Raw genomic sequence first — 26,510 nt, forward strand, 5'->3', positions numbered from 1 at the left:
GAAGCGCTCCGGCGAATCACCCAGGCTGGGGACGCGATCGGCGGCGGCGGGGATCGCAGGTCAGGCGGTCCAGCCGAGGAAGAACCCGCCGGCGTTGACGAGCACGAACCACAGCACGAGCACGCCCGCGCCCAGCCACGGCAGCCGGTCGGGGTGCGGCGTCCACCAGGCACAGGCGAGCACGAACGACGCGAGCCACACCAGCACCAGCAGGACGACGCCCCACCACGGCGCGAGCAGCCCGCTGGCGGCGTACGGGAAGAACGCGGTGGCGACCAGCCCCATGCCGATGAACGGGCGCGGCGAGATCGCGTTGGGGTTGTGCGGGCGGACCTTGCGGCGACGGGAGAGGTCCAAGCCTCAGGCCCCGGACCCGGGCTCGGCGTCGGGCTCGGCGTCGTTCCAGTCCGGGTCGTTGTCCCAGGCCTCGTTGCGCTCCTCGGTCTTCTCCAGCGCCCGGGCCGCCTCGGCCTCGGACGGGTAGGGACCGAGCCGGTGCTTGCTGGGACAGAGGTCGTCCTTGGTCTCGACGCGGTGGTGCTTGACGCAGAACCAGTACTCCTCGGGCTCGCTCATGGCCGAAAGGTACCCGCGCGTCAGGTGAGGTCGTCGTACGACGTCTGGCCGGTCTCGGCGAGCCGCCGCTCCACCCGGAGCACCGCCACCTCGTGCTCGGGGTCACCGCTCATCGCGGCCGCCAGCCGGAGGTGGGGCAGCGCCTCGGCCAGTCGAGCCTGCCGCTCGAGCGCCCGGCCCAGAGCGTGGCGCGCCCAGTCGTCGTCGGGGTTCTCGTCGACCAGCGAGGCCAGCTCCTCCTCGGCGCGACCCAGCTGCGCGCGCAGCAGGTACGCCCACGCCCGCAGCGACCGCAGCCCGGTGTTGCCCGGCTCCTGCTCCAGCGCCGGCTCGATCACCGCGAGCGCCTCGACGGGCGCGCGTCGGGCGAGGAGGTCGTGGGCGGTGCGGTACGCCGACTCGTGGCCGCGCTGGCCCGGGAAGACCAACGGGGGCGCCTTCAGCTCCTCGGGCACGTGGTTCGGCTCGTCCATGCGGTCCAACCTACGACGCGTGCGGCGGCGGTCGGGACTGTGCGATCCTTGCCGTGCGGATGGGCTGGCCGGGCGACCGCGGCGCACCCCCGGGTGCGACGAGGAAGGTCCGGGCTCCACAGGGCAGGGTGGTGGGTAACACCCACCCGGGGTGACCCGCGGGACAGTGCCACAGAGAACAGACCGCCTCCCGGCTCCGGCCGGGCGGCAAGGGTGAAACGGTGGTGCAAGAGACCACCAGCGACCCGGGCGACCGGGTCGGCTCGGTAAACCCCACCCGGAGCAAGGTCAAGAAGTCGTGGGTCCGCCCACGATGCGTGCACGTTCGAGGGCTGCCCGCCCGAGTGCACGGGTAGACCGCTGGAGGGCGTCGGCAACGGCGCTCGTAGATGGATGGTCGCCCCCCGATGCCCCGCGAGGGGCCCGGGGACAGAACCCGGCCTACAGGCCAGCCCGTCCGCACCACTGGCTCCGCCCTGCGCCGCCCTGCGGCTGGGCGTGCGCGCCGGGACAGGTACGGACCGGCACGACCCCGGTTACTGCGCGTCGTCCTCCGGCACGGTGCCGCCGACATCGCCCCCGGGCTCGTCACCGACGACATCGCGCTCCTTCGCGATCGACTCGTCGGCGGGCTCGTCTGCCACCTCGGACATGTCGAGTGCGGGCGGCGTCTCGGCGTTGTTCTCGGTCATGTGGGCCCAGTGCCCACCGCCCGCGGCTCGATCCGCACCCGCGGCCTGGTCGACCGCCCTGGCGGGCCCGGCCGCCCACGACGGGTGGCGCGTCAGCCGCTCCGTAGGCTCACCCCATGACCGAACGCCGACTCGTCCTGGTCCGCATCACCGCGGCGGAGATGCCGACGTCGGGGGCCGCGGCGGCCTTCGAGCTGCCCGACAGCGTGCTGACCATGCTCGACGAGGGATGGACGGTCCTGAACCACACGACCGGTTTCCCCGATCTCTCCGGCGACATGGTCGTCTCGTTGTACTGCGAGCGGCCCGCGGCCTAGCCGCGGGCGTCCGTAGGGGGCGTCCCACGGACGGGAGCCGGCCGATCCGGATGGAACCCCGGCCCTCCCGGGCCGCGTCTACCCCGTGATGGACGAGACGGAGTTCGCGGCGTACGCCGACGAGGCGTGGCCGACGCTGGTGCGCGCGGCGGTGTTCCTGGGCTGCAGGCTGCCCGACGCGGAGGACGCGGCGCAGACGACGCTGGTGAAGTGCTTCCGGTCGTGGACCAAGGTGACCGGCGCCGACAACCGGGAGGCCTACGTCTACCGGATGCTCGTCAACACCGTCCGCGACAGCCACCGCCGACCGTGGCGCCGCGAGCGCTCCTCCGCCGACGTCCCGGAGCACGACAGGCACCGCTCGCACGACCCCCACGCCGCCGTCGAGGTCACCGACGCCGTGCACCGAGCGCTGGGCGGACTGAGCAAGGTCAACCGCGACGTGGTGGTGCTGCGCTACTTCGTCCAGCTCACCGAGGCCCAGACCGCGGCCGCGCTCGACGTCGCCCCCGGCACCGTCAAGAGCCGGCTCTCCCGCGCGCTCGCCCAGCTCGCCACCGACCACCACCTCGCCGACCTGACCGGGAGGACCTCCTCGTGACCGACCTCGAGCGCCTCTGGGACGACGTCCCCGTCGGCCCCGCCCCCACCGACCGCATCCTCCGCGCCGCCCGCCGCGAGCAGCGGGCCTGGCGCCGTCCCCTGCTCCGCTCCACCGGGACGGTCCTCGCCCTGGGCGCGCTCGCCGCCGCCTTCGTCGCCGGCACGTCGGTCACGGGCGGCCCCCGGGACCCGGGAGGTACGCCGGGTGCGGGCGGAGCCGGCGACGTCGCGGAGTTCTCCGGCGCGCTCGTCGCGGCCGGGTCGTGCGAGGCGCTGCTGGAGCACTACGTCGACGCCGGCCAGGAGCTGGTCGGCCCATGGGGCTGGGAGGGTGCCTGGCCGACGGAGCTGGCGATGGAGCTCAACGGCGGCGCGATCCCGCGCGGCGGCTTCGACGCGGGCAGGACGGCTCTCGCCGACCGGACCGCCGCCGAGGTCACCCGAGCCACCAGCAGCGACACCGGCACCAACGTCCAGGAGGCCGGGGTCGACGAGCCGGACCTGGTGAAGACCGACGGCGAGGTGCTCTACCGGTACGCCGACGGCCGGCTCACGTCGTACGACGTCACGGGCCCGGAGGTCGAGCGGATCGGCTCCGTGGCGCTACCCGGCATCAGCAACGCTGAGATCCTGCTCGCCGGCGAGACCGTCGCCGTGGTGGGCGACGACCGCGTGCAGGCCGTCGACGTCTCCGACCCGGCCGCGATGGAGCCCCGCACCCGGGTCGACCTCACCTCGCCGGTGGTGACCGCACGCCAGCACGGCGACCACCTCCGGCTGATCGTCTCGACCGGGCTGCCGGAGCTCGACTTCGTCCAGCCGGACCGGCGTCGTGGCGTCACGACCGCCGAGGCGCAGCGGCGCAACCGCGCGGTCGTCGCGGACACGACCATCGCCGACTGGCTGCCCCGCGCGTCGGTCGACCGCGGCCCCGAGGAGCAGCTCTCCGACTGCGCCGACGTCGCGATCCCCAGCACGACCGCCCCGCTGGGCACCACGACGGTGCTCGGGTTCGCCGCCGACGACGTCGCGACCTGGGACGTCACGGCGATCGCGGCCGACGCCGCCACCACCTACTCCTCGACCGACCACCTCTACCTCGCGACGTCCTCCGTCTGGTCCGGGTGGGGATGCCGGGGCTTCTGCGCGAGCCGCGTCGTCCCGACCGCCGACGACGGCGCCACCCAGGTCTTCGACCTCGAGCTCGACGGCACCGGCGCGACGTACGTCGGCGCCGGCCGCGTCGACGGGGCCGTCCGCGACCGCTGGGCGATGGACGAGGTCGACGGCGTGCTCCGCCTCGCCCTCTCCCCCACCTCCGAGACCGGGCGCGGGAACGCGGTGGTCACCCTGCGCCGCGAGGGCGACGAGCTGCTCGAGGTCGGCCGGCTCGACGACATCGCGCCGGGCGAGGACATCACCGCCGTCCGCTGGTTCGACGACCTGGCGGTCCTGGTGACCTTCCGGCAGATCGACCCGCTCCACACGATCGACCTCTCCGACCCCACGACGCCGACGATGCTCGGGGAGCTCAAGATCCCCGGTTTCAGCTCCTACCTCCACCCCCTCGGCGAGCGCCGCCTCCTCGGCGTCGGCGAGGGCCCGGTCCCCGCCCGTGGCGGCCGGATGTCCTGGGGCGCGCAGGCCGGGCTCTTCGACGTCACCGACCTCACCGACGTACGCCGCCTGGACACCGTCGACTACGCGCCCGGCTCGCGAGCCGGCGTCGCGACCGACCCGCGACAGCTGGCGTGGCTGCCGGCGATCCGCACGGTGGTGACCGTCGTCGCGCACGGCCGCGCCGGCCACGTGTCGGTCCTCCGGCTGGCCGACGGGCGGATGACCAACGAGCTGGTGCTCGCCGAGCGGGGCAGCGACGTCGACGCGGTGCGCGTGGTGCCGCTCGCCGGGGACCGGGTGGTGCTGGTGACCGAGGACGACGCGTCGTACCTCCCGCTCGAGAGCGGCGCGCCGGTCGCCGGTCGTTGAGGCCTCTCGTCGATACCGTCCGAAAGGGTGGGTATCTGCGACGCGGTGTCGGCTACGGGGCCGTGTCCGGCGACGCCAGCGAGGGTGAACCCTCACCCTGCTGCGGCGACGCCGGCGCGGGCACGGCTCGGGGGCTGGCATGGGGTCCCCGGGCCGTGTCCTTCGACGCCGCCGGCACCCAGGAGCCTCAGCGCAGGTGGACGGCCACCAGCGCGACGTCGTCCTCGCGCCGCGGCGGCAGCATCCGGCGCAGCAGCTCGTCGCAGAAGGTCTCCAGGTCGCGCTCCTCGCGCACCAGGCCGGCGAGCCGCTCGGCGAGCAGGGCGAGGCCGACGTCGATCGACTGGTCCCGCCGCTCGACGAGCCCGTCGGTGTAGAGCAGGACCGTCGAGCCGCGGCGCAGCTCCACCACCGACTCGGAGCGGTCGGTGTCCGGCTGCAGCCCCAGCAGCAGGCCCGCCTGGTCCTCGGCGAGGAAGTGCACCTGCCCGGTCTCGTCGATGACCACGGGCGGCGGGTGGCCGGCGTTGGACCAGCGCACCCGGGTGGTCGCGGCGTCGTCGCCCGGCTCGAAGCGCACGATCGCGGCGGTCGCCGTCGTCGCCAGGTCGAGCACCTCGATCGCCTCGTCGACGCCGTGGAGGACGGCGGCCGGCCCGTCGCCGGTGTGCACGGCGATGCCCCGGAGCAGGCTGCGGATCTGCCCCATCGCCGCCGCCGCGTCGACGTCGTGCCCGACGACGTCGCCGATGACGACCACGGTCGTGCCGTCGCGCTGGTGGAACGCGTCGTACCAGTCGCCGCCGACCTGCGCGGCCTGCGCCGCGGCCTCGTAGCGCACGACCACCTCGAGCGTCTCCGAGGGCGGGGGGTCGGTCATCATGCTGCGCTGCAGCGTGGCCGCGAGGTCCCGCTGCTCTGCGTAGAGGCGGGCGTTGTCAACGTGGACCCCGGCGCGCGCGGCGACCTCACCGACCAGCGCGAGGTCCTCCTCGTCGAACGTCCCCCGGCCGGTGTCGCGGAACAGCGAGACCAGCCCGACCGTGCGGTCGCGACCGTGCAGCGGGACGATCACCGCCGAGCCCGGCCCCAGTCCCTGGACCAGCTCGCGCGCCGGACCAGGCACGAGGACCCGCTCGATGGCCTCCGTCGCGCCCGAGGAGATGAGCACCGGGACCTCCGACGACAGCGCACGCGCCACGAACGAGGCGTCGGTGAGCGAGGAGACCCGGAGCTCGGCGTACCGGTCGAGGTCGGGACGGCGGGCGGGGTCCACGTGCCACCACCCGACGTCGCGCAGCCGCTCGCGCCAGTCCGCGCGCGCCGACTCCGAGACGAGGGTGACCACGCACCAGTCGGCGACCTCGGGCACCAGCACCTGCGCCAGCCGGCCGACCCCGACCTCGGGATCGAGCGTGCCGGTGAGGGCCTCGGAGACCGCCGCCAGCATCGCGGTGCGCCTACTGTCGCGGGCGAGCAGCACCTGGGCGGCATGCCGGTCGGTGACGTCGTTGAAGTAGACCGAGAGCCCGTCCGGCGTGGGCCAGGCACGGACCTCGTACCAGGCGTCGAGCGGCGGCGGGTAGTAGGCGTCGAAGGTGACCGGCTCCCCGCTGGCGGCAGCGTCCCGGTAGTGCCGCTCGAAGTCGCTGCCCACCGCGGCCGGGAACAGCTCCCAGATCACGCCGCCGGCGAGCTGGCGGGTGACCCCGCCGAGGAGCTCGTGCGCGACCCGGTTGGCGTAGGTGAACCGCCACTCGCGGTCGAGGTGGAAGAACGCCGTCGGCATGGCCTCGAGCACGCGCTGCACCCGGGCCTCCCCGTCCTGGACGGCCGTGTTGTCGAACGCCGCCCCGAGCACGCGCTCGGCGCGGCCGTCCGGTCCGGCCAGCGCCCGGCCGCGCGCGACCACCCAGCAGGTCGTCCCGTCGGGGCGCAGCACGCGGTACTCCGCGGCGTACTCACCGCACGTCTCGACCGCGAGCCGCAGCGCCTCCGCGACGCGCGACCGGTCCTCGGGGTGGACCAGGGCCTCGAAGGCCTCGATCGTGGCGCCGAAGTGGTCGCGCCGTACGCCGAACAGCTCGAGCAGCCGGTCGTCCCACCGCAGCTCGCCGGTGACCAGGTCCCAGTCGAAGGCGCCGATCCCCGCGGCCGAGACGGCCAGCTCCCAGCGCACCCGCTCGGCGACCTCGTCGAGGGCGGGCGTCGGCGCACCGCCGGTCGCGTCCGACCGCATCTGCACCTGGTGGCTCCTGCCCTCGTAGGGACCCGATGGTCCCACGAGGCACTGCGGCACCGCGCGCGAACCCCGGAAGTCGTCGTCTGTCCCGGCCGCGCCGGGGGTACCTCGCCGACCTGACCCCGTCGACAGGAGCTGACACGTGCGAGCGATGGTCTACCGAGGCCCCTACCGGGTGCGCGTGGAGGAGAAGCCCGACCCCCGCATCGAGCACCCCAACGACGCGATCGTGCGCGTCACCCGGGCCGCGATCTGCGGCTCGGACCTGCACCTCTACCACGGGATGATGCCGGACACCCGGGTCGGCCACACGTTCGGCCACGAGTTCATCGGCATCGTCGAGGAGGTCGGCTCGTCGGTCCAGAACCTGCAGGTCGGCGACAAGGTGATGGTGCCGTTCAACATCTTCTGCGGCTCCTGCTTCTACTGCGCCCGCGGGCTCTACTCCAACTGCCACAACGTCAACGCCAACGCCACGGCCGTGGGCGCGATCTACGGCTACTCCCACACCACAGGCGGGTACGACGGCGGGCAGGCCGAGCTCGTCCGCGTGCCGTTCGCCGACGTCGGCCCGTCGATCATCCCCGACTGGCTCGACGACGAGGACGCGCTGCTGATGACCGACGCGTTGGCGACCGCCTACTTCGGCGCCCAGCTCGCCGAGATCAGCGAGGGCGACACCGTCGCCGTGCTCGGCGCCGGCCCGATCGGCCTGTACGCCGCGCGGAGCGCGTGGCTGATGGGTGCGGGTCGCGTGGTGGTCATCGACCAGCTGCCGGAGCGGCTGGAGAAGGCCCGTACGTTCGCGCACGCCGAGACGATCAACTTCAACCAGGTCGACGACGTCGTCCTGGAGATGAAGAAGCAGACCGACCACCTCGGCTTCGACGCGGTCATCGACGCGGTCGGCGCGGAGGCCGACGGCAACATGACCCAGCACCTCACCTCGGCGCGGTTCAAGCTCCAGGGCGGGTCGCCGATCGCGCTGAACTGGGCGATCGACGGCGCGCGCAAGGGCGGGGTGATCTCGGTGATGGGCGCCTACGGCCCGATCTTCAGCTCGGTGAAGTTCGGCGACGCGCTCAACAAGGGGCTCACGCTGCGGATGAACCAGTGCCCGGTCAAGCGGCAGTGGCCGCGGCTGCTCGAGCACATCAGGAGCGGCTACTTCAAGCCCAGCGACATCGTCACGCACCGCATCCCGCTCGAGGACATCGCCGAGGCCTACCACCTGTTCTCGGCCAAGCTCGACGGCTGCATCAAGCCGGTCATCATCCCGGACGCGAGCTGAAGGAGGCCCCGGTCATGGACACCCCGATGGAGCGCACCGGCCACCCGCCCGTCTACACCCACCGCAAGCCGCCGCTGCCGGAGACGCCCGAGCAGCTGCGCGCGCGGATCCCCGGCTGGGGCGCCGACCTCGACCCGGCCGACCGGCCGTCGTACCCTCGCGAGATCGCGGCCGAGACCGGCGCGCACTGGGACCTCCCCGAGCCGCAGCCCGAGCACGGCGAGCGGGAGCGGTCGATGGAGCACGGGATGCTCACCCCGGTCTTCGGCACCGCCCAGCCGCTGCAGGGGCTGTCCGGCGTGGTCCGGCGCTACGCCTACCGACGGCACAGCGAGGGCAAGGCGGCGCACTGGCTGCTGCTCCTGGCGGCCGACCGGGTCGACGTCGCCGAGCACGTGCTGCGCTCGTTCGCCACGCTGCGCCCGGACAACCCGATCACCGAGACCGGCATCCGCGCGGAGGTGAAGCACGGGTCGTCCCGCTTCGGGAAGGGCCGCTCGGACATCCGGCACCAGGCGATCGACCCGGTCGTCAACGGCGCGCCCTGGGTGGCCGGCGCGCTCGCCGCGGCCTGGGCGGTACGCCGCGTGGCGCGCCGGGCCGGCTGACCGGTCTCAGCGGACCGTCGTCGCCCGGAGCCGGAAGGTCCGCCGGTCGTCGAGCGGCAGCCCGCGGCACGCGAACGAGGTGGCCTGCCAGCAGCGGTAGCGGCTGCTGGTGTTCACCAGCGTCACCTCGACCCACTCGGTCGCCCCGAACGGCACCCGCAGCGTCCCGCTGCCGTCAGGGTCGGTGCGCACCAGCCGGCTGGTCACCCGGCCGCCGCGCGGCTTGGCGGTGACGACGGCGGCGCCGCCGCGCACCAGCGACGGCAGGTCGAGCTCCAGGCGGACGTCCCACGCCCGGCCGAGGTCGCGCTCCGGCTCGAGGCGCACGGTGCCCGCGGCGAGGTGGTCGAGCCGCAGCGTCCCCCACCCGGTCGTCGCGCCGGCGCCGAGCACCGCCCGGTCGGCCAGCGGCGCGTTCGGGTAGCGGTTGGACCGCCCCTCGGCGTACGTCGTGCGCGCGCGGCGGTTCTCGGCGGCGAACCGGGCGAACGCCGCCCGCATGCTCGTCCCTCGCTTGCGCAGCACGCGGTCGATCGCCTGCACCGACCAGCGGTTCGCCGCGCCCCGGCGGCTGTCGGCCTGGCGCCACACGTCCCGGACGAACGTCGGCAGCCCGCCCTTGGCCCGGGGGAAGCGCTCGGTGAGGTGACGGAAGAAGATCCAGCCCCCGTAGCGCGCCAGGCTGCCGGCCTCGTCGAGCGAGGCGCGCGGCTGGGACAGCGGGGACTGCTGGAGGTACTGCAGGTTGTCGTCGATGTCGGGGAAGAGCTCGTCCTCGACCCAGGCGGCGGTGGACTCCAGCAGCCAGGTGTCCTCGCCGGCGTCGTAGGCGTACTGCACGGCGTGGAAGTACTCGTGGGCGGCCGTCACCCGGAGGTTGTCGAGCGGGGTGTTCTGCGGGTACTGGCTGGACGCGTAGTCGTTGTCCAGCACGCAGTAGGCCCACAGCGTCGGCGAGGAGCCGACCAGCAGGTCCTCGTCGCTCGTGCAGTAGCCGTAGAGCCCCTGGTTGCCGATGTCGGCGAGGTAGACGTCGGTCCGCTTGTCGCCGCCGAGCGAGCCGTCGCCCTTCGGCGGGCGGTAGCCGGCCTTGACGTAGGTGCGGTGCACCTTGGTGAGGATCTTCAGCGCGCGCTCGGCGTAGTCGGGCACGCCGTCGCCGTCGTCGTCCGCGCTGGGCGGCGCGTGGCGGCCGCTGGTGGCCCAGTGCACGCACACCACGGTGCACTTCCTCGCCGACCGGACGAAGAGCCCGTAGCCCTCCGGGTCGAGCGGGCCGTCGGTGGGCCGCGCGAGGATCCGGTCGGCCGCGGCGCGCTCCTCGCCGACGAGGCTCGACCGGGTCAGCGCGAGGTCCCGCAGGGCCATGGTCGCCTCGCGTCCGTCCCCGGCCAGCGCGCCGCGGGCGGCGGTCAGCGCGGCCTTCGCGGTCTGCACCGCGCGCGAGGGCGGCGCCGCCTGGTGGCCCTCGCCGGCCCCCGCCGGCACGAGCCCCACGCCGGTCAGCCCCAGGACGAGCGCCAGGACGAGCGCGAGCAGGACGACGAGCCGGGCGGGGAGTCGAGCGGGCACGGGACCTCCGGGGTCGGTCGGGCGTCACCGGTGTGCCCGAGCGTCGTTGAGCCTGCCACAGCGACGCTGCCCCAGGAGGCCGGATGAGCACACCGCAGGACGACGGATCAGACCTGCTGGCCTACACCGTGACCTGCGGGGTGGTGCTGTCGTTGATCGTGCTCCTCCAGGTGCTGCTGCACGGCTGAGCTAGTCCTCGACCAGATCGAAGGCAACCCGCCGGGTCGCCACGTCGGCGGCCACGAGACGGACGCGTACGTCGGTCCCGAGCGGCAGGTCGGAGCTCGCGGTCACCCGCGCCTCGACGGCCACCGCGTCGACCGTGACGTCGCCCTTGCGAGGGTCGTCGTCGTCCACGTCGACCACCACGCCGGCGAAGACCTCCCCCACCCGCGGCGCCAGCACGCCGGCCTCGACCAGGTCGACGACCGCGCGCTGGTAGCGGCCCGCCCGCTGGCCCGACGCCTGCAGGATCCCGGGCAGCTCGGGCAGCCGCTCGCGGACCCACCCGGGCACCTCGGTGCCGGCGCACAGCGCGAGGCAGACCTCGCCGGCGTACCGGTCGCCGAGCCGCCGCAGCGGTGCGGTGACGTGGGCGTACTCGGCGGCGAGCGCCGCGTGCAGCGGTTGCGCGGGCACCTCGCCGTCGAACGCGGCGTACCCGCTCCCGCGCAGCAGGCGGGTGCACGCCACCACCATCGCCGCGTGGTGCGGCTGGTCGGGGTCGAGGGAGCGGATGAAGTCGGGGTAGAGCTGCTCGGCCGGCCACTCGATGCCGAGCGCGCGCGCCGTGCGGTGCAGGCGCTGCACGTCGCGCGGGTCCGGCGGCGGCAGCGTCCGCAGCAGCCCGACGCGGCCGTAGACCATCAGCGAGGCGGCGGCCATGCCGGTCAGCAAGGAGATCTGGGCGTTCCACTCCTCGACCGGCAGCTGGCGGCGCAGCTCGAGGCGCCAGTGGTCGCCGTCGATGTCGATCTCCTGCTCGGGCAGGGGCAGGGAGACGCCGCCGCGCGCGGCCTCGCGGGCCAGCCGCAGGCGGCCGACCTCCGACAGCAGCACGAGCACCTCGTCGGCGCTGCCGCCGTCGATCGCGGCCTGGGCCTCGGCGTACGTCAGCCGCCGGCGCGAGCGCACCAGCGCGCGCTCGACGTGGACGTCGGTGCCCTCGCCGTCGGCGTCCACGCGGATCGTCCACAGCAGCGCGGGGCGCACCTGGTCGGGCAGCAGCGAGCCGGCGTCCTCGGAGATGACCTTCGGGTGCAGCGGGATCTTGGAGTCGGCGCCGTAGAGCGTCTCCCCGCGGCGGCGGGACTCCTCGTCGACCGGGTCTCCGGGCGTGCTGAAGGCGTGGAGGTCGGCGATCGCGTAGTGGACGACGTAGCCGTCGCCCGCCCGCTCGATGTGCAGCGCCTGGTCGAGGTCCATCGAGCCCTCGGGGTCGATGGTGACGAACGGCAGGTCCGTGCGGTCCAGCTCCGGCAGGCGCGGCGCGGCCGCCGCCCGGGCCGCGGCCTCCTCGACGTCGGGCGGGAAGTCCGGGGTGACGCCGAGCTCCTCGCGGACGGCCTCGATGCCGTCGCGGAGGAGGTTCGCGGCCACCCCGTCCTGCCTCGTGCGGACCCGGACCACGCGGTTGCTCGGCATGCTCGTACCTTAGGCCGGTGCTGATCCTGCTCCCGCCGAGCGAGGGCAAGACCGCCCCGCGCCGAGGCGCGCCGCTCGACCTCGCCGCCCTCTCCTCCCCCGTGCTCACCGAGGCGCGGGAGCGGGTCCTCGACGCACTCGTCGGGCTGTGCTCCGGCAACGCGGCGGAGGCCGCGACCGTGCTCGACCTCGGGCCCTCCCAGGTCGACCTGGTCGAGCGCAATGCGCTGCTGCGCGACGCCGCGACCGCGCGGGCCGACCACGTCTACTCCGGCGTGGTGTACGACGCACTGGGTGCCGCGACGCTCAGCTCCGCGGCCAAGCGGCGCGCCGCCTCGCGGGTCGCGGTGGTCTCGAGCCTCTTCGGACTGGTGCGCCTCGGCGACCGGATCCCGGCCTACCGCCTCTCCGGCGACGCCACCCTCCCCCGCCTCGGCCCGGTCGCCGGCGTGTGGCGCGAGGCGCTCGGCCCGGCCGTCGTCGACGCGCTCGGGAAGGGGCTGCTGGTCGACCTGCGCAGCACCACCTACGTCGCGTTCTGGCGACCCGACCGCGAGCTCGCCGGTCGCACCGCGACCGTCCGGGTGCTGCACGAGGTCGACGGGAAGCGCAAGGTCGTCAGCCACTTCAACAAGGCGACCAAGGGCCGCATCGTCCGCGCCCTCATGGAGGACGGCCGCGACCCGCGCACCCCCGTCGCGCTCGCCGACGTGCTGCGCGACCTCGGCTGGACGGTCGAGGTCGGCGAACCGACCACCAAGGGCACCCAGCTCGACGTGGTCGTCAGCGAGCTGTAGCTCCCCTCAGCAGCGGCCGCCGGGTCACCAGCGGCCGAGGTCGGCGACCACGCCGCTGCCGGGCGGCAGCGCGTTGAAGAGGCGCATGGAGCCGCGCCGCCCGCCGCCCTCGCCCTCCGGGAAGAACGACAGCACTGTGACCGACGCCGGCGTGAGCTCCATCCGGAACACCGCGTCCAGCGGCGCATCCACCGCGTGCGCGACCAGCGTCTTGATCGGCGTCACGTGGCTGACCACCACGACCGTGCGGCCCGCGTGCTCGGTCAGGACGCGGTCGAGCCCGGCGAGCACGCGCTCCTCGACGGTGCGGAACGACTCGCCTCCGCCTGCGGGCACGTCGAGCGACCCGAGCCACGCGTCGAGGCCGGCCTGGTCCCGCTCGGCGACCTCGGCGAAGGTCAGCCCGTCCCACGCGCCGAACTCCATCTCCGCGAAGCCCGGCTCCTCCAGCAGCGGGCGACCCAGGACCTCCGCAAGGATCTCCGCCGACTCCCGGGTCCGGCGTACCGGGCTCGCGACGACGGCGTCGACCCGCTCGGCCAGCGGCGCCAGCCACTCGGCCGTCGAGCGCACCTGCGCCCGGCCCTCGTCGCTCAGGCCGGGGTTGGCGCTTGCGAGGCCGCCGGAGAACCGCTTCTCCTTGGTGTGCGCGGTGACGCCGTGGCGCACCAGCACGAGCGTCGTCGGCGCGCCGGTGCCGGCCGACCAGCCGCGCGCCTGCGACTGGATCGAGGCCGGCGGGTCGCCGGCTGCCGCGGCCTCGGGGCTCTCGATCTCCTCGATGAGCGAGTCCTCGTCGAGGACCTCCCGGTCGCCCGCGACGGTGACGCCGGAGCGGAGCCCGTCGAGCGCCTCGTTGGCGAGCCGGTCGGCGTGGCCGTTCCGCGCGCGCGGCACCCAGGTGTACGTCGTGCCGGCCGGCGCGAGCTGCTTGGCCTCGGCCGCGAGGGGCTGCATGTCGGGGTGCTTGATCTTCCAGCGGCCCGACATCTGCTCGACGACGAGCTTGGAGTCCATCCGGACCTCCACGGTCGCGCCGGGTGCGTGCTCGGCCGCGAGCCGGAGGCCGGCGATGAGACCGGAGTACTCCGCGACGTTGTTGGTCGCCCGGCCGATCGTCGCGCCGTCCTCGGCGATCACGGCGCCGGTGTCGGCGTCCTTGAGGACCGCGCCGTACGCCGCGGGGCCGGGGTTGCCCCGGGAGCCGCCGTCGGCCTCGACGACGACCGACCGGCTCGTCACAGCCCGGACTCGGCCGCGCGGACGAGGATCCGCGAGCACTCCTCGCAGCGCACCACCTGGTCGGCCGGCGTCCGCGCGATGACGGCGAGCTCGGCGTTGTCGAGCGTGAGCCGGCACCCGCCGCACTGGCGGGCCCGCAGCTCGGCGGCGCCGATGCCGCCCTTGGCCGCGCGCAGCTTGTCGTAGAGCGCGAGCAGGCCGTCGGGCAGGCCGTCGGCCTTCGCGGCGCGGCCGCCCTCGACGGTCGCCAGCTCGGCGTCGATCTCGGCCCACCGGCGGTCGCGCTCGGCGGCCAGCGCCGCCAGCCGCTCGTCGTGCGCGGCGATGCGCTCCTCGAGGTGGGCCAGCGTCCGCTGCGCCTCCTCGAGCTTCTCCATCACCTCGAGCTCGTCGTCCTCGAGCGAGCCGATCCGGCGGTCGAGGGACTCCAGCTCGCGCTGCATCCGCTCGAGGTCCTTGGGGTTGGTCACCAGGCCCTGGTCGACCCGGTCCCGGTCGCGGGTGCGGCGGGTCCGGACGGCCTCCACGTCGGCGTCGACCTTCGCCTGCTCGACGCTCAGGTCGTCGACCACGATCCGCGCGTCGCGGGCCTCGTCGTCGACCGCCTTCCGGCTGGCCTCGAGCTCGGCGATCTCCGCGAGCTCGGGCAGGTGCGACCGCTGGTGGCGCAGCTGGGCGGCGCGGGCGTCGATCTCCTGGACCTCGAGCAGCGCGAGCTGGGCGGCGGGGTCGGCTTTCAGCGGGGTCTCCTTGTTCAGATGGTCAGACGCGGAACGACCACGGGTCGGTGCTCGTGGTGCTCACGCGGGTGGCCACCGTACCGCCCAACGCCTCCAGGAGCCGCCTCTCCAGCACCGGCAGCCAGGTCCACTCGGCCGCCCAGTGGGCCACGTCGACGAGCGCCGGCCCGCCGTGCTCCAGGAACTCGGCCGCGGGGTGGTGACGCAGGTCGCTGGTCACGTAGACGTCGACGTCGCTGCCCCGGACCCGGTCGAGCAGGAAGTCGCCCGCCCCGCCGCAGAGCGCCACGCGGCGTACCTCGCGGTCCGGGTCGCCGCCGACCCGCACCCCGTGCGCGGTCGCCGGCAGCGCGTCGCGGACCCGCTCGGCGAACGCCCGCAGCGTCGTCGGCTCCACCTCGCCGACCCGCCCGGTCCCGGTGGTGGCGACGCCGGGGTCGGCGAGCTCGACGACGTCGTACGCCGGCTCCTCGTAGGGGTGGACCGCCAGCAGCGCGCGAACCACGGCCGTGCGCCGCCGGCGGGGCAGCACCACCTGGATGCTCACCTCCTCGACCACCTCGGGCCTGCCGACCTCGCCGATCGTCGGATCGGCCCCGGGCAGCGGCCGGAAGCGACCCTCCCCCGCGGCCGTGAACGACGCCGCCTCGTAGTCACCCAGCTCGCCAGCCCCGGCGTCGGCGAGCGCCGCGCGGACCGCGTCAGCACTGTCGGCGGGCGCGAAGACGGTGAGCTTGTCGAGCGGCTCGGCGGGTGCCGGGGCGAGTGGCTGCAGCGCGGTGAGCCCCAGCGCGAGGGCCATGGACTCCGAGACCCCGCCCACGGCCTGGTCGGCATTGGTGTGCGCGGCCAGCAGGGCGCACCCGGCCCGGGTCAGCGTCGTCAGCGTGCGGCCCTTCGGGGTCGCCGTCGTGAACCCGTGCACCGGCTTGAGGAACAGCGGGTGGTGGGTGACCAGCAGGTCCGCGCCCCACTCGGCCGCCTCCTGCGCGACGACCTCGGTCGGGTCCACGGCGAGCAGCACCTTGGCGACCGGCTGCTCGAGGTCGCCGGCCACCAGTCCGACGGCGTCCCAGCCGTCCGCGGTGTGCGGCGGGTACCACGTGTGCAGCAGGTCGACGACGTCCTTCAGGGCAGCCACCGCGTCAGGCTAGCGCCGCTCCTCGCCGCGACCCTGTCCCCGGCCCCTGCCTAGGCTGCGGGCCATGCCCGTCGTGAAGATCAACGCCATCTCCGTCCCGCCCCAGGCCGGCCCCGAGCTCGAGAAGCGGTTCGCCGCCCGCGCCGGCACCGTCGAGGGCACCCCCGGCTTCCTCGGCTTCCAGCTCCTGCGTCCCGTCGCCGGCGAGGACCGCTACTTCGTGGTCACCCAGTGGGAGGACGACGCCTCCTTCGAGGCCTGGCGCGACGGCGACGCCCGCGCCGCCCACGCCGGCGCCCCCGCCGGCGGCCCCGTCTCCACCGGCGCCTCCCTCCTCGAGTTCGAGGTCGTCCTCGACGTCGGCCGCCCCGCCGGCTCCCCGACCGCCCCCAGCGCTGGTTGAGGAGGTCCGCCAGGACCGTCTCGAAACCCGCCGGCGAACGCGTCCGCAACCAGCCGCGCAGTCCTTCCGTACGAACGCTTGTTCGACTAGAATAGGGCCATGGCATTGGCCCACCTCGCGACACCCGAGACCCCGCTGGACGACCCAGCGATGGTCCTCGCGGCCGCGCGGGCCAGCCAGCGTGAAGCCGACGCCGCGGAGGTCCGGGTCATGGAGGCAGCGGTCGCGTGGTGCGCGATGCACCCAGCGGAGTCCCTGACCGAGTCGGCGTCCTGGGCGACGATGCAGGGCTTCGGCGACCAGCCCGTCGGTCTCGCCGGCGACGGCGCACCGCCGGTGACGGAGTTCGCGGTCGTCGAGCTCGCCGCCGCCCTCGGGAAGTCGCTGGACGCCGGCCGGGCGTACCTGTCCGAGGCGCTCGAGCTGCGCTACCGCCTCCCGAAGGTGTGGGCGAAGGTCACCGGCGGCGACCTCCCCGCGTGGAAAGCCCGGACGATCGCCCGCAAGACGTTGCCGCTACCCAAGAGGGGTGCAGCGTTCGTGGACACCCACGTCGCCCACCACGCCGCGTCGATCAACCCCGCCGCCCTGGGACGTCTGGTCGACGAGGCGCTGGTGCGGTTCGACCCTGACGAGGCGGAGCGGGTCCGGTTCGAACGCACCGAAGCCCGCCACGTCACCATCCAGACCCGGCAGGTGTCCTTCGACGGCCACGTCGACGTGTGGGCGACCCTGGACCTGGTCGACGCGCTCGACCTCGAGGACGCGATCGCGAAGGGCGCCGGTCGGTTGGAAGCGCTCGGCTCCCGGGAGGCCGAGGGGTCGCGTCGTGCCACCGCCCTCGGTGACATGGCCCGCCGCCAGCTGGTCCTGGAGTTCGACACCGACCCCAAACCCATCGTCGTCCACGTCCACCAGCACCCCGACTCCGACGCCGGCGAACCCGTCCTCGACCAGGTCGTGCGGGCCGAGAACGTCCGCGGGTTCATCCTCAGCGGTCAGCTCGCCGAGTGGTGCACCCGCGCCGCCAGCAACACCAACGGCAGAGTCACCATCAAGCCGGTCATCGACCTCAATGAGCGGATCCACGTCGAGGCCTACGAGGTCCCCGACCGCCTCTCCGAGCAGACCCGGCTCCGCGATCACCACTGCGTCTTCCCCTGGTGCACCCGCCCCGCCTTCGCGCACTCCCAGGTCGACGACGACCACGTCGTCCCACACAACCGCGGCGGACCAACCGCCACCGAGAACATCGGCCCCCTCTGCAGACGCCACCACCGGGCCAAGACCCACGGCGGCTGGCAACAGACCTCGCCATCACCAGGCAGCTACCACTGGACCAGCCCCTCCGGCACGACGTACACCGTCGACCACCACGGCACCCACGACCACGACACCGGTCCGCCCGGCAACCCGCCCGAGCAGTAGCCACCGCGCCGCGCCGAAGCACCCAGCCGACGGGGCACCGGCACGTCGGCCGGCGATGGACGAGCATCCTCGTGCAGACCCAGCGGGGCACGGCTCTCGTCACTGCACTCGCGTGCCTGTCCCAGGCACGCACAACCGGACGGGCACGGCCTGCGTCCCAGTCGTGGACGATGGCACCCGACGACGGGCGGACGACCGATGAGATCGAGCAGAGCGACGGCGTGGTGCGCCGGACTGCTGCTGGTCGCTGCGGGCTGCTCCGCGGGACCATCTGCAGGCCCTGAGGCGCGGCCGACGTCCCGGCAGGCCGAGACATCCCCGACGCCGGCGCACGCGCCGCCACCACGCCTGGAGCCCGTGCCCGACGACCAGCGGCAACAGCTCGACCCCGGGAGTGCGACGGTCCGAGACGGCATCGAGTTCGATCTCCTCGACGCCACGACAGCCCCGACGGTCGACGAGGCGCCGGTGGGGAGTGGGATGCTGCTCGTCCAGCTGAGCCTCTTCTCGACCGACCCGGGCTACGACGCCATCCGCCCCGGCGAGCCCTACCTGATGACGCGGGCCGGCGACTGGCGCCGGCTCGACCTCCAGCGGTACGGGTTCGGGCCGAGGACGTACGGCGAGCTGTCGACCGCGCTCTCCGACGACGGGCGGAGGGTGGCCCTCGCCGATCCGTCCGGTCTCGCGGTGGTCGACCTCCGCGACGGCACCCACCGGACGTTCGACCTGCCGGTCCACCACGCCGTCGCCCTGCAGTGGACCGCAGGCACGTCGGTCCTGCTGCTCAAGGACCGGCACGACGGCAGACGCCCCTGCGGGCCGAAGGGCTGCGCCCTCGACCTCACCACCGGGGAGCTCACGACGGTCCCCTACGACCTCTTCCGGAGCGCCCACGACGAGACCGGGCGGGCAGTCGAGGTGAGAGCCGGGGCGAGCACGCGACCGGCGCAGCTCGTGACCCACCGGGAGGAATCGGGCGCCACGACGGTCGACCTCCCCTTCCGGACCTCCCCGTCCACGGCCGGCGGCCCGGTCGCGGCCGAGCAGGTGGCGTACAGCCAGTGCCCCCACGCCCGCCGGCCGAAGGATCGCGGCGGGGTCGTCGTGGTCGACCCGGCGTCCGGGAGCTTCGTCGCCATGCTGTCGAACAGCGGACAGCCAGGTGCGTGCCTGGGGGCGCGCGCCTGGCTCACCGACCGGCACCTGCTGGTCGACCACTGGGAGAGCGGCGCGATGTGGCTGTGGGACACCTCGAGCGGGCGGCACCAGCAGGTGGCGTCGTCGCGGACGACCGGGATCCACGTCGAGGTCGCCCGCGACGTAGCGGCGGAGCGGTTCGGCCGGCACCTCCCCGGCCGGTGACGACCGAGCTAGCCGAAGGTCAGTTGACCTGCCGGCCCTGCCCCTCCCAGTACTCCGCACGCAGCTTGAACTTCTGCAGCTTGCCGGTGGCGGTGCGCGCCAGCTCGCCGCGGAACTCCACCGACGTCGGCGCCTTGTAGCCGGCCGCCTTGTCCTTGCACCAGGCGATCAGCTCGGCCTCGGTGGCCGAGGCGCCCTCGGCGAGCACGACGAGCGCCTTGATCGTCTCGCCCCACTTCTCGCTGGGGACGCCGATGACGGCGACCTCGGCGACCGCGGGGTGGGAGAAGAGCACGTCCTCGACCTCGATCGAGGAGACGTTCTCGCCGCCGGTGATGATCACGTCCTTCTTGCGGTCGGAGATCGTCAGGTAGCCGTCCTCGCCGATGGTCCCGCCGTCGCCGGTGTGGAACCAGCCGTCGGCCAGCGCGGCGGCGCTCTCCTCGGGCTGCTCCCAGTAGCCGTCCATGACGACGTTCGAGCGGGCGAGCACCTCGCCCTCCGGCCCGGTCGAGAGGCGTACGCCGAGGGCCGGGGCGCCGGCGCGGACCAGCTTCGCGGCGCGGTCGTCGGCGGACAGGTCGTCCCACTCGGCGCGGGTGCGGTTGACGGTGAGCAGCGGCGAGGTCTCGGTGAGGCCGTAGATCTGGATGAACTCCCAGCCGAGCTCCTCCTCGACGCGCGCGACCGTCCGGGTCGGCGGCGGGGCGCCGGCGACGATGATCCGCACGCGGTCGCGGCCGGGCACCTCGCCCTCCCAGGAGGGCAGCGCGTCCAGCACCGCGGCGACCACCGCCGGGGCGGCACACATGACGGTGACGGCGTGGTCGCGGACCCGACGCAGGATCTCGGCGCCGTCGATCTTGCGGATCACGACCTGCTTGATCCCGAGCCCTGTCGTCGCGAACGGCATCCCCCACCCGTTGGCGTGGAACATCGGCAGCGTGTGCAGGTAGACGTCACGGTCCGTCAGCCCCGCGTGCAGCCCGAAGGTCAGCGCGTTGACCCAGATGTTGCGGTGGGTGATCTGCACGCCCTTGGGCCGCGCGGTCGTGCCGGAGGTGTAGTTGATGCACGCGGTCGCGTTCTCGTCCGGCTCCCAGGGCCGCGCGGGCGCACCGGGCGCGGCGTACAGGTCCTCGTCGTGGCCGAGCGTGAACCGGTGCTCCGCCCCGACGCCGCCGAGCGCGTCCTCCAGCTCGGGGTCGACGTAGAGCGCGCGGGCGCCGGAGTGCTCGACGATGTAGCGGACCTCGTCGGGCCGCAGCCGGAAGTTCACCGGCACCAACACCCGGCCCGACCCGGCGACGCCGAAGAACGACGTCAGCAGCCGCGCGCTGTTGTGGCTGACGACGGCGACCCGCTCCCCCACGCCGATCCCGAGCTCGTCGAGGCGGGCGGCCTGGCGCACGGCCAGCTCCCCCATCTCGCGGTAGGTCGGCGAGCCGAGCGACGGCGCCGGCTGCTGCGGTTCGTCGACCACGCCGGTGCGGTCGGGGTAGACCGTGACGGCCCGGTCGATGAAGTCGGAGACGCTGAACGGGACGAGCACGGGACCTCCAGAGCGGACGCGTACGACGTGGCGCAGGCCACTCTAGGCGGGCGCGGCGCGGACGCCACGGAGGGTGGTTGCCGGGAACGCCCGCGGGGCACCGGCGCCGCATGGACACCTCTGACTTCAGCAAGCTCAAGCAGGCAGCCGGCCCGTTCGCGACCGCCTTCGTCGACGTCAGCCGGGCCACCGAGAACGGCGAGCACGAGCACGAGCTGCGTGTGCGAGCAGCCGCGGACCAGCTCCGCGAGCAGGGCGCCGACGACGCCGTCGTCGAGGCGGTGACCCGCGTGCTCTCCGAGCAGGTCGACCAGCCGGCTCCGGTCGGGCGGCTCGTGGTCGCCAACGCCGGCGGCGTGGTGCTCGACGAGGTCGCCTCGGTCCAGGTCGACCAGGCGGTGGCGACGTGGGGCCCGCTGCCCGACCTGGCCCGGTGGGTCGAGCACCGCGACGGCACCGTGTCGTTCGTGCTCGCGATCGTCGACCACACCGGCGGCGACGTCGCGGTCCACGTCTCCGACGTGCCCACCGCGCTGGAGGAGCAGAGCATCGAGGTCGACGACCAGCGCGCCGACGACATCGCCAAGGTCTCGGTCGGCGGCTGGGCGCAGAAGCACTACGAGCTGCGCGCCGAGAACGCCTGGCGCGACAGCGCGGAGGAGGTCGTCGACGCGATCACCTCCCACGTCCGCGCCGGGCACCGGCTGGTCCTCCTCGCCGGGGACCCGCAGTCCAAGGGCATGGTCAAGGACAGGCTCGAGGGCAGCCCCGCGGAGGTCGTCGAGCTCGGCAGCGGCCAGCGCGCGGAGGACGGCGGCGACGAGGCGATGCAGCAGGCGATCCGCGAGGCACTCATGGAGCAGGTCGTCCAGCGGCGCCTGAGCGCCGTGCACGAGCTCAAGGAGCGCCTCGGTCGCGGGGAGTCGGTCGCCAGCGGCATCGACGACGTGGCCGATGCCTTCGTCCGTGGCCAGGTCGACACCCTGCTCCTCGACCCGACCAAGGCCGCCGAGACCGAGCTGGACCCGACCAAGTACGAGGGTCTCCACCTCGGCGACGGCGTCCCCCGGCAGCCGATCCGCGCCGACCAGGCCCTTGTGGCCGCCGCGGTCCTCACCGACGCCTCGGTGACGGTCGCGCCCTACCAGGCGATGGGCGGCGAGCCGGTCGCGGCGCTGCTGCGCTGGGACCAGCCGACCAACGGAAGCCATGAGGCCTGAGATGGGCGAGCAGCTGCCCCCTCCCGGCTCGGAGGAATCCGTCACCCCGGAGATGCGCCAGGAGCCGGACCACGGCGAGCGGAGCTACCGCGGCAGCGGCCGGCTCCAGGACAAGGTCGCCGTCATCACCGGCGGCGACTCCGGCATCGGCCGGGCCGTCGCGATCGCCTACGCCCGCGAGGGTGCCGACGTGGTGCTGGCCTACCTCGAGGGCGAGGACGAGGACGGCCGCGAGACCGCCCGGCTCGTCGAGGAGGCCGGCCGCCGCGCGATCACCGTGCCTGGCGACCTGACCTCCGAGGAGGCCTGCCGCGAGCTCGTCGACACCGCCGTGCGCGAGCTCGGCCGCATCGACGTGCTCGTCAACAACGCGGCGTACCAGATGTCGCAGCCCGGCGGGATCGAGGACATCACCACCGAGCAGCTCGACCGGGTGATGAAGACGAACCTGTACGCCATGTTCTGGCTGTGCAAGATGGCGCTGCCGCACCTGGGCGAGGGCTCGTCGATCATCAACACCTCGTCGGTACAGGCGTCCTCGCCGTCGGTGCCGCTGCTGGACTACGCCACGACCAAGGCCGGCATCGTGAACTTCACCCGCGGCCTGGCCGCGCAGCTGGCCGAGCGGGGCATCCGGGTCAACTCCGTCGCGCCCGGCCCGATCTGGACGCCGCTGATCCCGGCCACGATGCCGGAGGAGAAGGTCGAGTCCTTCGGGGAGCAGACCCCGATGGGGCGCGCGGGCCAGCCGGCCGAGCTCGCGCCGGCGTACGTCTTCCTGGCCTCCAGCGACGCCAGCTACATCACCGGCGAGGTCATCGCCGTGACCGGCGGGCAGCCCGTCACCGTCTGACGGGCGCCCGCCGGTCGGGACGTCGTACGACGGACCCCGCTCAGCGCGGCTGGGCGGGGTTCGTCGGCACGCCCTGCGACGGCGGGTTCATCGCCGGGCCCTCGTTGAGCGAGGCACCGCCCTGCGAGTCGGTCTGCGGAGCCGCGTCCGCCTCCGGGGCGTTCGCCAGCGGCGACCCGCCGGACAGCGGCGCGCCGCCCCGGACCGCCTCGAGCCGGTTCTCCAGCAGCTGGACGACCTGCACCCGGTTCGCGTGGTCGCGCTCGTAGGCGAGCAGTGCCTCGAGCCCGGCCCCGTCGAGCGAGCGGATGCGGCCCTCGAGCGAGCCCACCGGGAGGTGGTCGTAGTCGGGAAGGGGCAGCTGGTCGTGGTGCGGCGCGTCGGCCACGGGAACTCCTCGTCGTTCGGGGACTGGACCTCTTCGGAGTACCCGACCGCCGCGCCCGGCATCCGGCGACCGGTCGATGAGAGTCCTCTCATCGGCCTCTCACCCGCCACCCACCGTCGGGCAGGATCGTGGTCGTCATGAGCCCGGTCTGGAAGTACCTCATCGGCCTGGCGGTGGTCCTGCCTCTCGGCGGGTACGTCGCCGGGTCCCTCGTCGCCACCAGCGGCGGCGACCCCGCGCCGCGCGAGGTCATCGTCATCCAGGACGCGCCCACCCAGCGGCCCTCCCCCGGCACGACGTTCACGCCGTCGCCCACCACCGAGCCCGACGACGGGAACGACGACCGTGACGACGACCCTGTCGACGACGTCCCCGTGATCCGGCCCCAGCCTGACGACCTCGACGACGAGGACGAGCGCGACGAGGACGAGCGCGACGAGCGCGACGAGGACGAGGACGAGACCGACGACGAGACCGACGACGGGGACGACGACGGGGACGACGACTGAGCGAGTTCACGCCCCGGACCGAAGCCCGTGCGCCGCGCACGGGCTTCTCCGTGCGCGCCCGCATCACCGCCACCGTGGCCCTGCTCGTGCTCGGCGCGCTGAGCGCGGCCGGTCTCATCGTCTACGCCGTGGAGTCCCAGCGTGTGGAGGCGAGGACGATCGACGAGGTCGAGCAGGAGCTCGACGAGTTCGCACGGCTCAAGGGCGACGGCCGCGATCCCAGCACCGGTGAGCCGTTCACCTCCATCGACGACCTGATGCGGTTGTTCCTGCGGCGCAACGTCCCCGACGACGACGAGCTGCTGGTGGCCTGGGCCGGCGACCGGGCCATCGGCCGGTTCCCCGGCGGCGACGACCTCTACGAGGACCCGGCCTTCGTCGAGGCGGTCCGCCGGCTCGTCACGACCGGTGGCTCCACCCGGATCGACACCACCCGCGGCGAGGTGCTCGTCGCCGCACAGCCGGTGCGGCAGGGCGGCGAGCAGGGCGCGCTCGTCGTAGCGGTCTACCTGGCGGAGGACCGCGCCGAGCTGCTCGACACCATGCGCACCTACGTGGTCGTGGCGACGCTGCTCACGGTGCTCGTGGTGGCCGCCGCCGCCTGGCAGTCGGGCCGCCTGCTCGCGCCGATCCGTGTCCTGCGCGAGACCGCCGACGAGATCGGCGAGTCCGACCTGTCGCGACGCATCCCCGAGGCGGGCAACGACGACATCACCGCACTCACCCGCACCCTGAACCGGATGCTCGACCGCCTCGAGACCAGCTTCGCCGACCAGCGGCGCTTCCTCGACGACGCCGGCCACGAGCTGCGCACCCCGCTGACGGTGCTGCGCGGCCACCTGGAGCTGGTCGACGCCACCGACGCCGCCGACGTCGACGAGACGCGCGCGCTGCTCCTCGACGAGATCGACCGGATGGCGCGGCTCGTGGGCGACCTGATCCTCCTCGCGAAGTCCGACCGGCCGGACTTCGTGCTGCCGACCGAGGTGCACCTCGGCGAGCTCACCGAGGACGTCCTCGCCAAGGTCCGCGGACTCGGGGACCGCGACTGGCAGCTGGACGGCACCGCCGACCGGGTCGTCCGCGTCGACGGCCAACGGCTCACCCAGGCGCTGCTCCAGCTGGCCGACAACGCCGTCAAGCACACGCGTCCCGGCGACCTGGTCGCGCTCGGCTCGTCGTACGTCCCGGGGCCCGACGGCACCGGCGGCGAGCTCCGCCTCTGGGTCCGCGACTCCGGCCCCGGGGTGCCCGCCGAGGACCGTCAGGCGGTCTTCGAGCGGTTCGGGCGCAGTGCCGTCCCTGAGGGCGACGAGGGGTTCGGCCTCGGCCTGTCCATCGTCCGCGCGATCGTGGCGGCCCACGGCGGCACCGTCACTCTCACCGACGACCGCCCGGCGCCGCCGCGCGGCGCCCAGTTCACCATCACGCTGCCGACGACCGTCGAGGAGACCCCGTGGCCCGCATCCTGATCGTGGAGGACGAAGCGCGCATCGCGTCGTTCCTGGCCAAGGGCCTGCGCGCCGACGGCCACCAGACCACCGTCGTCGACGACGGCAGCCGCGGCCTCGACGAGGCGCTGTCGGGCGGCCACGACCTGATGGTGCTCGACCTGGGCCTGCCCGGCATGGACGGCCAGGAGGTCCTCGAGCTGCTGCGTGCGCAGGGCTCGCGGATGCCGGTGGTCGTGCTCACCGCGCGCGACTCGGTCACCGACACCGTCAGTGCCCTCGAGGGCGGCGCGGACGACTACATGCCCAAGCCGTTCCGCTTCGCCGAGCTCCAGGCCCGGATCCGGCTGCGGCTGCGCCAGGCCCAGGAGCAGACCGCGCCGGGCGCGCCGGGGCGCGACGCCGTCGAGGCCGGCGGCGTACGTCTCGACCTGCGCACGCGCCGCGCCACCGTCGCCGGCGCCGAGGTCGACCTGTCGGCGCGCGAGTTCGCGCTCGCCGAGATCTTCATGCTCAACGCGGGCCAGGTGCTCTCCCGTGAGCAGCTGCTCGACCACGTGTGGGGCTTCGACTTCGACCCCGGCTCCAACGTCGTCGACGTGTACGTCGGGTACCTGCGGCGCAAGTTCGGTGCCGCCACGATCGCCACCGTGCGCGGGATGGGCTACCGCTTCGAGCGCTGACCCGGGGGCCGCCCGGGTACGGTCCCGCCGTGCCCACCCGCAGCGAACGGCTCGACGCCCTCCCGTTCACCCGCGAGCACGGCCGGCTGGTGGTCGGCTCGGGCGTCGGCTGGGCGCTCGACGCGATGGACGTCGGGCTCATCAGCTTCGTCATGGCCGCGCTGGCGCTCCAGTGGGACCTCGGCCCGACCACGCTGTCGTGGATCGCGAGCATCGGCTTCGTCGGCATGGCCGTCGGCGCCACCCTCGGCGGGCTCCTCGCCGACCGGATCGGCCGCCGGCAGGTCTTCGCGCTGACCCTGCTGGTCTACGGCCTCGCGACCGGCGCCGCCGCGCTGTCGTGGTCGGTCGGCGCGCTGCTGGTGTTCCGGTTCCTCATCGGCCTCGGCCTGGGCGCGGAGCTGCCGGTGGCGAGCACGCTGGTCAGCGAGTACGCCCCCGCCCGCATCCGCGGCCGGGTCGTCGTCGCCCTCGAGTCCTTCTGGGCGGTCGGCTGGATCATCGCCGCGCTGATCGGCTACTACGTCGTCCCGACCTCCGACGACGGCTGGCGCTGGGCGCTCGCCATCGGCGCGCTCCCCACGGCGTACGCGGTGGTGGTGCGGCGAGGTCTCCCGGAGTCGGTGCGCTTCCTCGAGCGGCGCGGACGGCACGAGGAGGCCGAGGCGGCGGTGCGCCGGTTCGAGGTCGCCGCCGGCGTCCCCGCACCGACCGGCCCCGCCGAGCCCACG

27 protein-coding genes and 1 other RNA gene are annotated in these 26,510 nt (G+C 74.1%); 16 read left to right on the plus strand and 12 right to left on the minus strand.

Features of this window, described 5'->3' with window-relative positions:
* Positions 1 to 60: 60 nt before the first annotated feature.
* The 3 genes from G6553_RS12485 to G6553_RS12495 are packed head-to-tail and all read right to left on the minus strand — an operon-like array spanning position 61 to position 1,049.
* Positions 61 to 357 carry a hypothetical protein gene (locus G6553_RS12485; RefSeq protein WP_166193166.1) on the minus strand — a complete coding sequence of 99 codons (297 nt, stop codon included), beginning with the start codon at positions 355 to 357 and terminating at the stop codon, positions 61 to 63.
* A gap of 3 nt (positions 358 to 360) precedes the next feature.
* Positions 361 to 576 carry a hypothetical protein gene (locus tag G6553_RS12490; protein ID WP_166193169.1) on the minus strand — a complete coding sequence of 72 codons (216 nt, stop codon included), beginning with the start codon at positions 574 to 576 and terminating at the stop codon, positions 361 to 363.
* Between the two features lie 20 nt (positions 577 to 596).
* The gene (locus G6553_RS12495; RefSeq protein WP_166193172.1) at positions 597 to 1,049 is read right to left on the minus strand and encodes a tetratricopeptide repeat protein; all 453 of its coding nucleotides are present in this window, start codon (positions 1,047 to 1,049) and stop codon (positions 597 to 599) included.
* 60 nt (positions 1,050 to 1,109) lie between these two features.
* On the opposite strand from G6553_RS12495, the gene rnpB reads away from it, so the two are divergent.
* An RNA gene (gene rnpB / locus G6553_RS12500) (RNase P RNA component class A) lies at positions 1,110 to 1,509 on the plus strand.
* Positions 1,510 to 1,585: 76 nt separating this feature from the next.
* Here the strand turns inward: rnpB and G6553_RS12505 are convergent.
* Positions 1,586 to 1,741, minus strand: coding sequence for a hypothetical protein (locus G6553_RS12505; RefSeq protein WP_166193175.1), 156 nt, complete (start codon positions 1,739 to 1,741; stop codon positions 1,586 to 1,588).
* Between the two features lie 116 nt (positions 1,742 to 1,857).
* Here G6553_RS12505 and G6553_RS12510 point away from each other — a divergent pair, with 116 nt between their 5' ends.
* The 3 genes from G6553_RS12510 (at position 1,858) to G6553_RS12520 (ending at position 4,650) form a co-directional block, all read left to right on the plus strand.
* Entirely contained in the window at positions 1,858 to 2,058 is a 201-nt protein-coding gene (locus tag G6553_RS12510) for a hypothetical protein (RefSeq protein WP_166193178.1), read from the plus strand.
* A gap of 88 nt (positions 2,059 to 2,146) precedes the next feature.
* Positions 2,147 to 2,659, plus strand: coding sequence for a sigma-70 family RNA polymerase sigma factor (locus G6553_RS12515; protein WP_207619710.1), 513 nt, complete (start codon positions 2,147 to 2,149; stop codon positions 2,657 to 2,659).
* Entirely contained in the window at positions 2,656 to 4,650 is a 1,995-nt protein-coding gene (locus G6553_RS12520; protein WP_166193184.1) for a beta-propeller domain-containing protein, read from the plus strand. The genes G6553_RS12515 and G6553_RS12520 overlap by 4 nt, the downstream gene beginning before the upstream one ends.
* Before the next feature lie 187 nt (positions 4,651 to 4,837).
* On the opposite strand, the gene G6553_RS12525 is transcribed toward G6553_RS12520, so the two are convergent.
* Entirely contained in the window at positions 4,838 to 6,889 is a 2,052-nt protein-coding gene (locus G6553_RS12525; protein ID WP_166193246.1) for a SpoIIE family protein phosphatase, read from the minus strand.
* Positions 6,890 to 7,043: 154 nt separating this feature from the next.
* Between G6553_RS12525 and G6553_RS12530 the strand changes: the two genes are divergently transcribed.
* Positions 7,044 to 8,183, plus strand: coding sequence for a zinc-dependent alcohol dehydrogenase (locus G6553_RS12530; protein WP_207619711.1), 1,140 nt, complete (start codon positions 7,044 to 7,046; stop codon positions 8,181 to 8,183).
* A 14-nt stretch (positions 8,184 to 8,197) separates the two neighbouring features.
* Positions 8,198 to 8,791, plus strand: a complete 594-nt coding sequence (locus G6553_RS12535; protein ID WP_242680377.1) for a hypothetical protein — start codon at positions 8,198 to 8,200, stop codon at positions 8,789 to 8,791.
* A 6-nt stretch (positions 8,792 to 8,797) separates the two neighbouring features.
* On the opposite strand, the gene G6553_RS12540 is transcribed toward G6553_RS12535, so the two are convergent.
* Together G6553_RS12540 and G6553_RS12545 are read right to left on the minus strand one after the other, a co-directional pair.
* Entirely contained in the window at positions 8,798 to 10,363 is a 1,566-nt protein-coding gene (locus G6553_RS12540) for an MXAN_6640 family putative metalloprotease (RefSeq protein ID WP_166193190.1), read from the minus strand.
* A gap of 189 nt (positions 10,364 to 10,552) precedes the next feature.
* Positions 10,553 to 12,007 (minus strand): RNB domain-containing ribonuclease, encoded by a 1,455-nt coding sequence (locus tag G6553_RS12545; RefSeq protein ID WP_166193193.1) that lies wholly within the window; start codon positions 12,005 to 12,007, stop codon positions 10,553 to 10,555.
* Between the two features lie 17 nt (positions 12,008 to 12,024).
* Between G6553_RS12545 and yaaA the strand changes: the two genes are divergently transcribed.
* Complete coding sequence (yaaA, locus tag G6553_RS12550; protein WP_166193196.1) at positions 12,025 to 12,804, plus strand: peroxide stress protein YaaA; 780 nt, start codon at positions 12,025 to 12,027, stop codon at positions 12,802 to 12,804.
* A gap of 24 nt (positions 12,805 to 12,828) precedes the next feature.
* Here yaaA and G6553_RS12555 read toward each other — a convergent pair whose 3' ends face one another.
* The 3 genes from G6553_RS12555 to G6553_RS12565 form a co-directional block, all read right to left on the minus strand.
* On the minus strand, positions 12,829 to 14,046 hold the full coding sequence (locus G6553_RS12555; RefSeq protein ID WP_166193199.1) for a bifunctional RNase H/acid phosphatase: 1,218 nt from the start codon (positions 14,044 to 14,046) through the stop codon (positions 12,829 to 12,831).
* Entirely contained in the window at positions 14,043 to 14,618 is a 576-nt protein-coding gene (locus G6553_RS12560) for a C4-type zinc ribbon domain-containing protein (RefSeq protein WP_347565686.1), read from the minus strand. Before G6553_RS12560 ends, G6553_RS12555 begins: the two co-directional genes overlap by 4 nt.
* A gap of 190 nt (positions 14,619 to 14,808) precedes the next feature.
* Positions 14,809 to 15,927, minus strand: coding sequence for a Nif3-like dinuclear metal center hexameric protein (locus tag G6553_RS12565; protein ID WP_166193202.1), 1,119 nt, complete (start codon positions 15,925 to 15,927; stop codon positions 14,809 to 14,811).
* A 64-nt stretch (positions 15,928 to 15,991) separates the two neighbouring features.
* On the opposite strand from G6553_RS12565, the gene G6553_RS12570 reads away from it, so the two are divergent.
* From G6553_RS12570 to G6553_RS12580, 3 genes are all read left to right on the plus strand, one after another.
* Entirely contained in the window at positions 15,992 to 16,330 is a 339-nt protein-coding gene (locus G6553_RS12570) for an antibiotic biosynthesis monooxygenase (RefSeq protein ID WP_166193205.1), read from the plus strand.
* A 99-nt stretch (positions 16,331 to 16,429) separates the two neighbouring features.
* Positions 16,430 to 17,758, plus strand: a complete 1,329-nt coding sequence (locus G6553_RS12575; RefSeq protein WP_166193208.1) for an HNH endonuclease signature motif containing protein — start codon at positions 16,430 to 16,432, stop codon at positions 17,756 to 17,758.
* 357 nt (positions 17,759 to 18,115) lie between these two features.
* Positions 18,116 to 19,123, plus strand: a complete 1,008-nt coding sequence (locus G6553_RS12580; protein WP_166193211.1) for a hypothetical protein — start codon at positions 18,116 to 18,118, stop codon at positions 19,121 to 19,123.
* Between the two features lie 19 nt (positions 19,124 to 19,142).
* Here the strand turns inward: G6553_RS12580 and G6553_RS12585 are convergent, their stop codons facing one another.
* Complete coding sequence (locus G6553_RS12585; protein ID WP_166193214.1) at positions 19,143 to 20,675, minus strand: AMP-binding protein; 1,533 nt, start codon at positions 20,673 to 20,675, stop codon at positions 19,143 to 19,145.
* A 110-nt stretch (positions 20,676 to 20,785) separates the two neighbouring features.
* Between G6553_RS12585 and G6553_RS12590 the strand changes: the two genes are divergently transcribed.
* A complete protein-coding gene (locus tag G6553_RS12590; RefSeq protein ID WP_166193217.1) occupies positions 20,786 to 21,895 on the plus strand; it encodes a Vms1/Ankzf1 family peptidyl-tRNA hydrolase in 1,110 nt (369 codons plus the stop codon).
* Positions 21,885 to 22,748, plus strand: a complete 864-nt coding sequence (locus tag G6553_RS12595; protein WP_166193220.1) for an SDR family oxidoreductase — start codon at positions 21,885 to 21,887, stop codon at positions 22,746 to 22,748. The genes G6553_RS12590 and G6553_RS12595 overlap by 11 nt, the downstream gene beginning before the upstream one ends.
* Positions 22,749 to 22,788: 40 nt before the next feature.
* On the opposite strand, the gene G6553_RS12600 is transcribed toward G6553_RS12595, so the two are convergent.
* A complete protein-coding gene (locus G6553_RS12600) occupies positions 22,789 to 23,136 on the minus strand; it encodes a hypothetical protein (RefSeq protein WP_166193223.1) in 348 nt (115 codons plus the stop codon).
* A gap of 137 nt (positions 23,137 to 23,273) precedes the next feature.
* Between G6553_RS12600 and G6553_RS12605 the strand changes: the two genes are divergently transcribed.
* The 4 genes from G6553_RS12605 to G6553_RS12620 all read left to right on the plus strand — a co-directional run.
* Positions 23,274 to 23,645: a hypothetical protein gene (locus G6553_RS12605; RefSeq protein ID WP_166193226.1), complete on the plus strand. Its 372-nt coding sequence runs from the start codon at positions 23,274 to 23,276 to the stop codon at positions 23,643 to 23,645.
* 50 nt (positions 23,646 to 23,695) lie between these two features.
* Complete coding sequence (locus tag G6553_RS21225; RefSeq protein ID WP_347565687.1) at positions 23,696 to 25,117, plus strand: ATP-binding protein; 1,422 nt, start codon at positions 23,696 to 23,698, stop codon at positions 25,115 to 25,117.
* Positions 25,102 to 25,779, plus strand: coding sequence for a response regulator transcription factor (locus G6553_RS12615; RefSeq protein WP_166193228.1), 678 nt, complete (start codon positions 25,102 to 25,104; stop codon positions 25,777 to 25,779). Before G6553_RS21225 ends, G6553_RS12615 begins: the two co-directional genes overlap by 16 nt.
* 29 nt (positions 25,780 to 25,808) lie before the next feature.
* On the plus strand, positions 25,809 to 26,510 hold a 702-nt coding region (locus G6553_RS12620), incomplete at its 3' end, for an MFS transporter (RefSeq protein WP_166193231.1).

This window comes from Nocardioides sp. IC4_145, from assembly GCF_011250565.1.
GTDB lineage: Bacteria > Actinomycetota > Actinomycetes > Propionibacteriales > Nocardioidaceae > Nocardioides.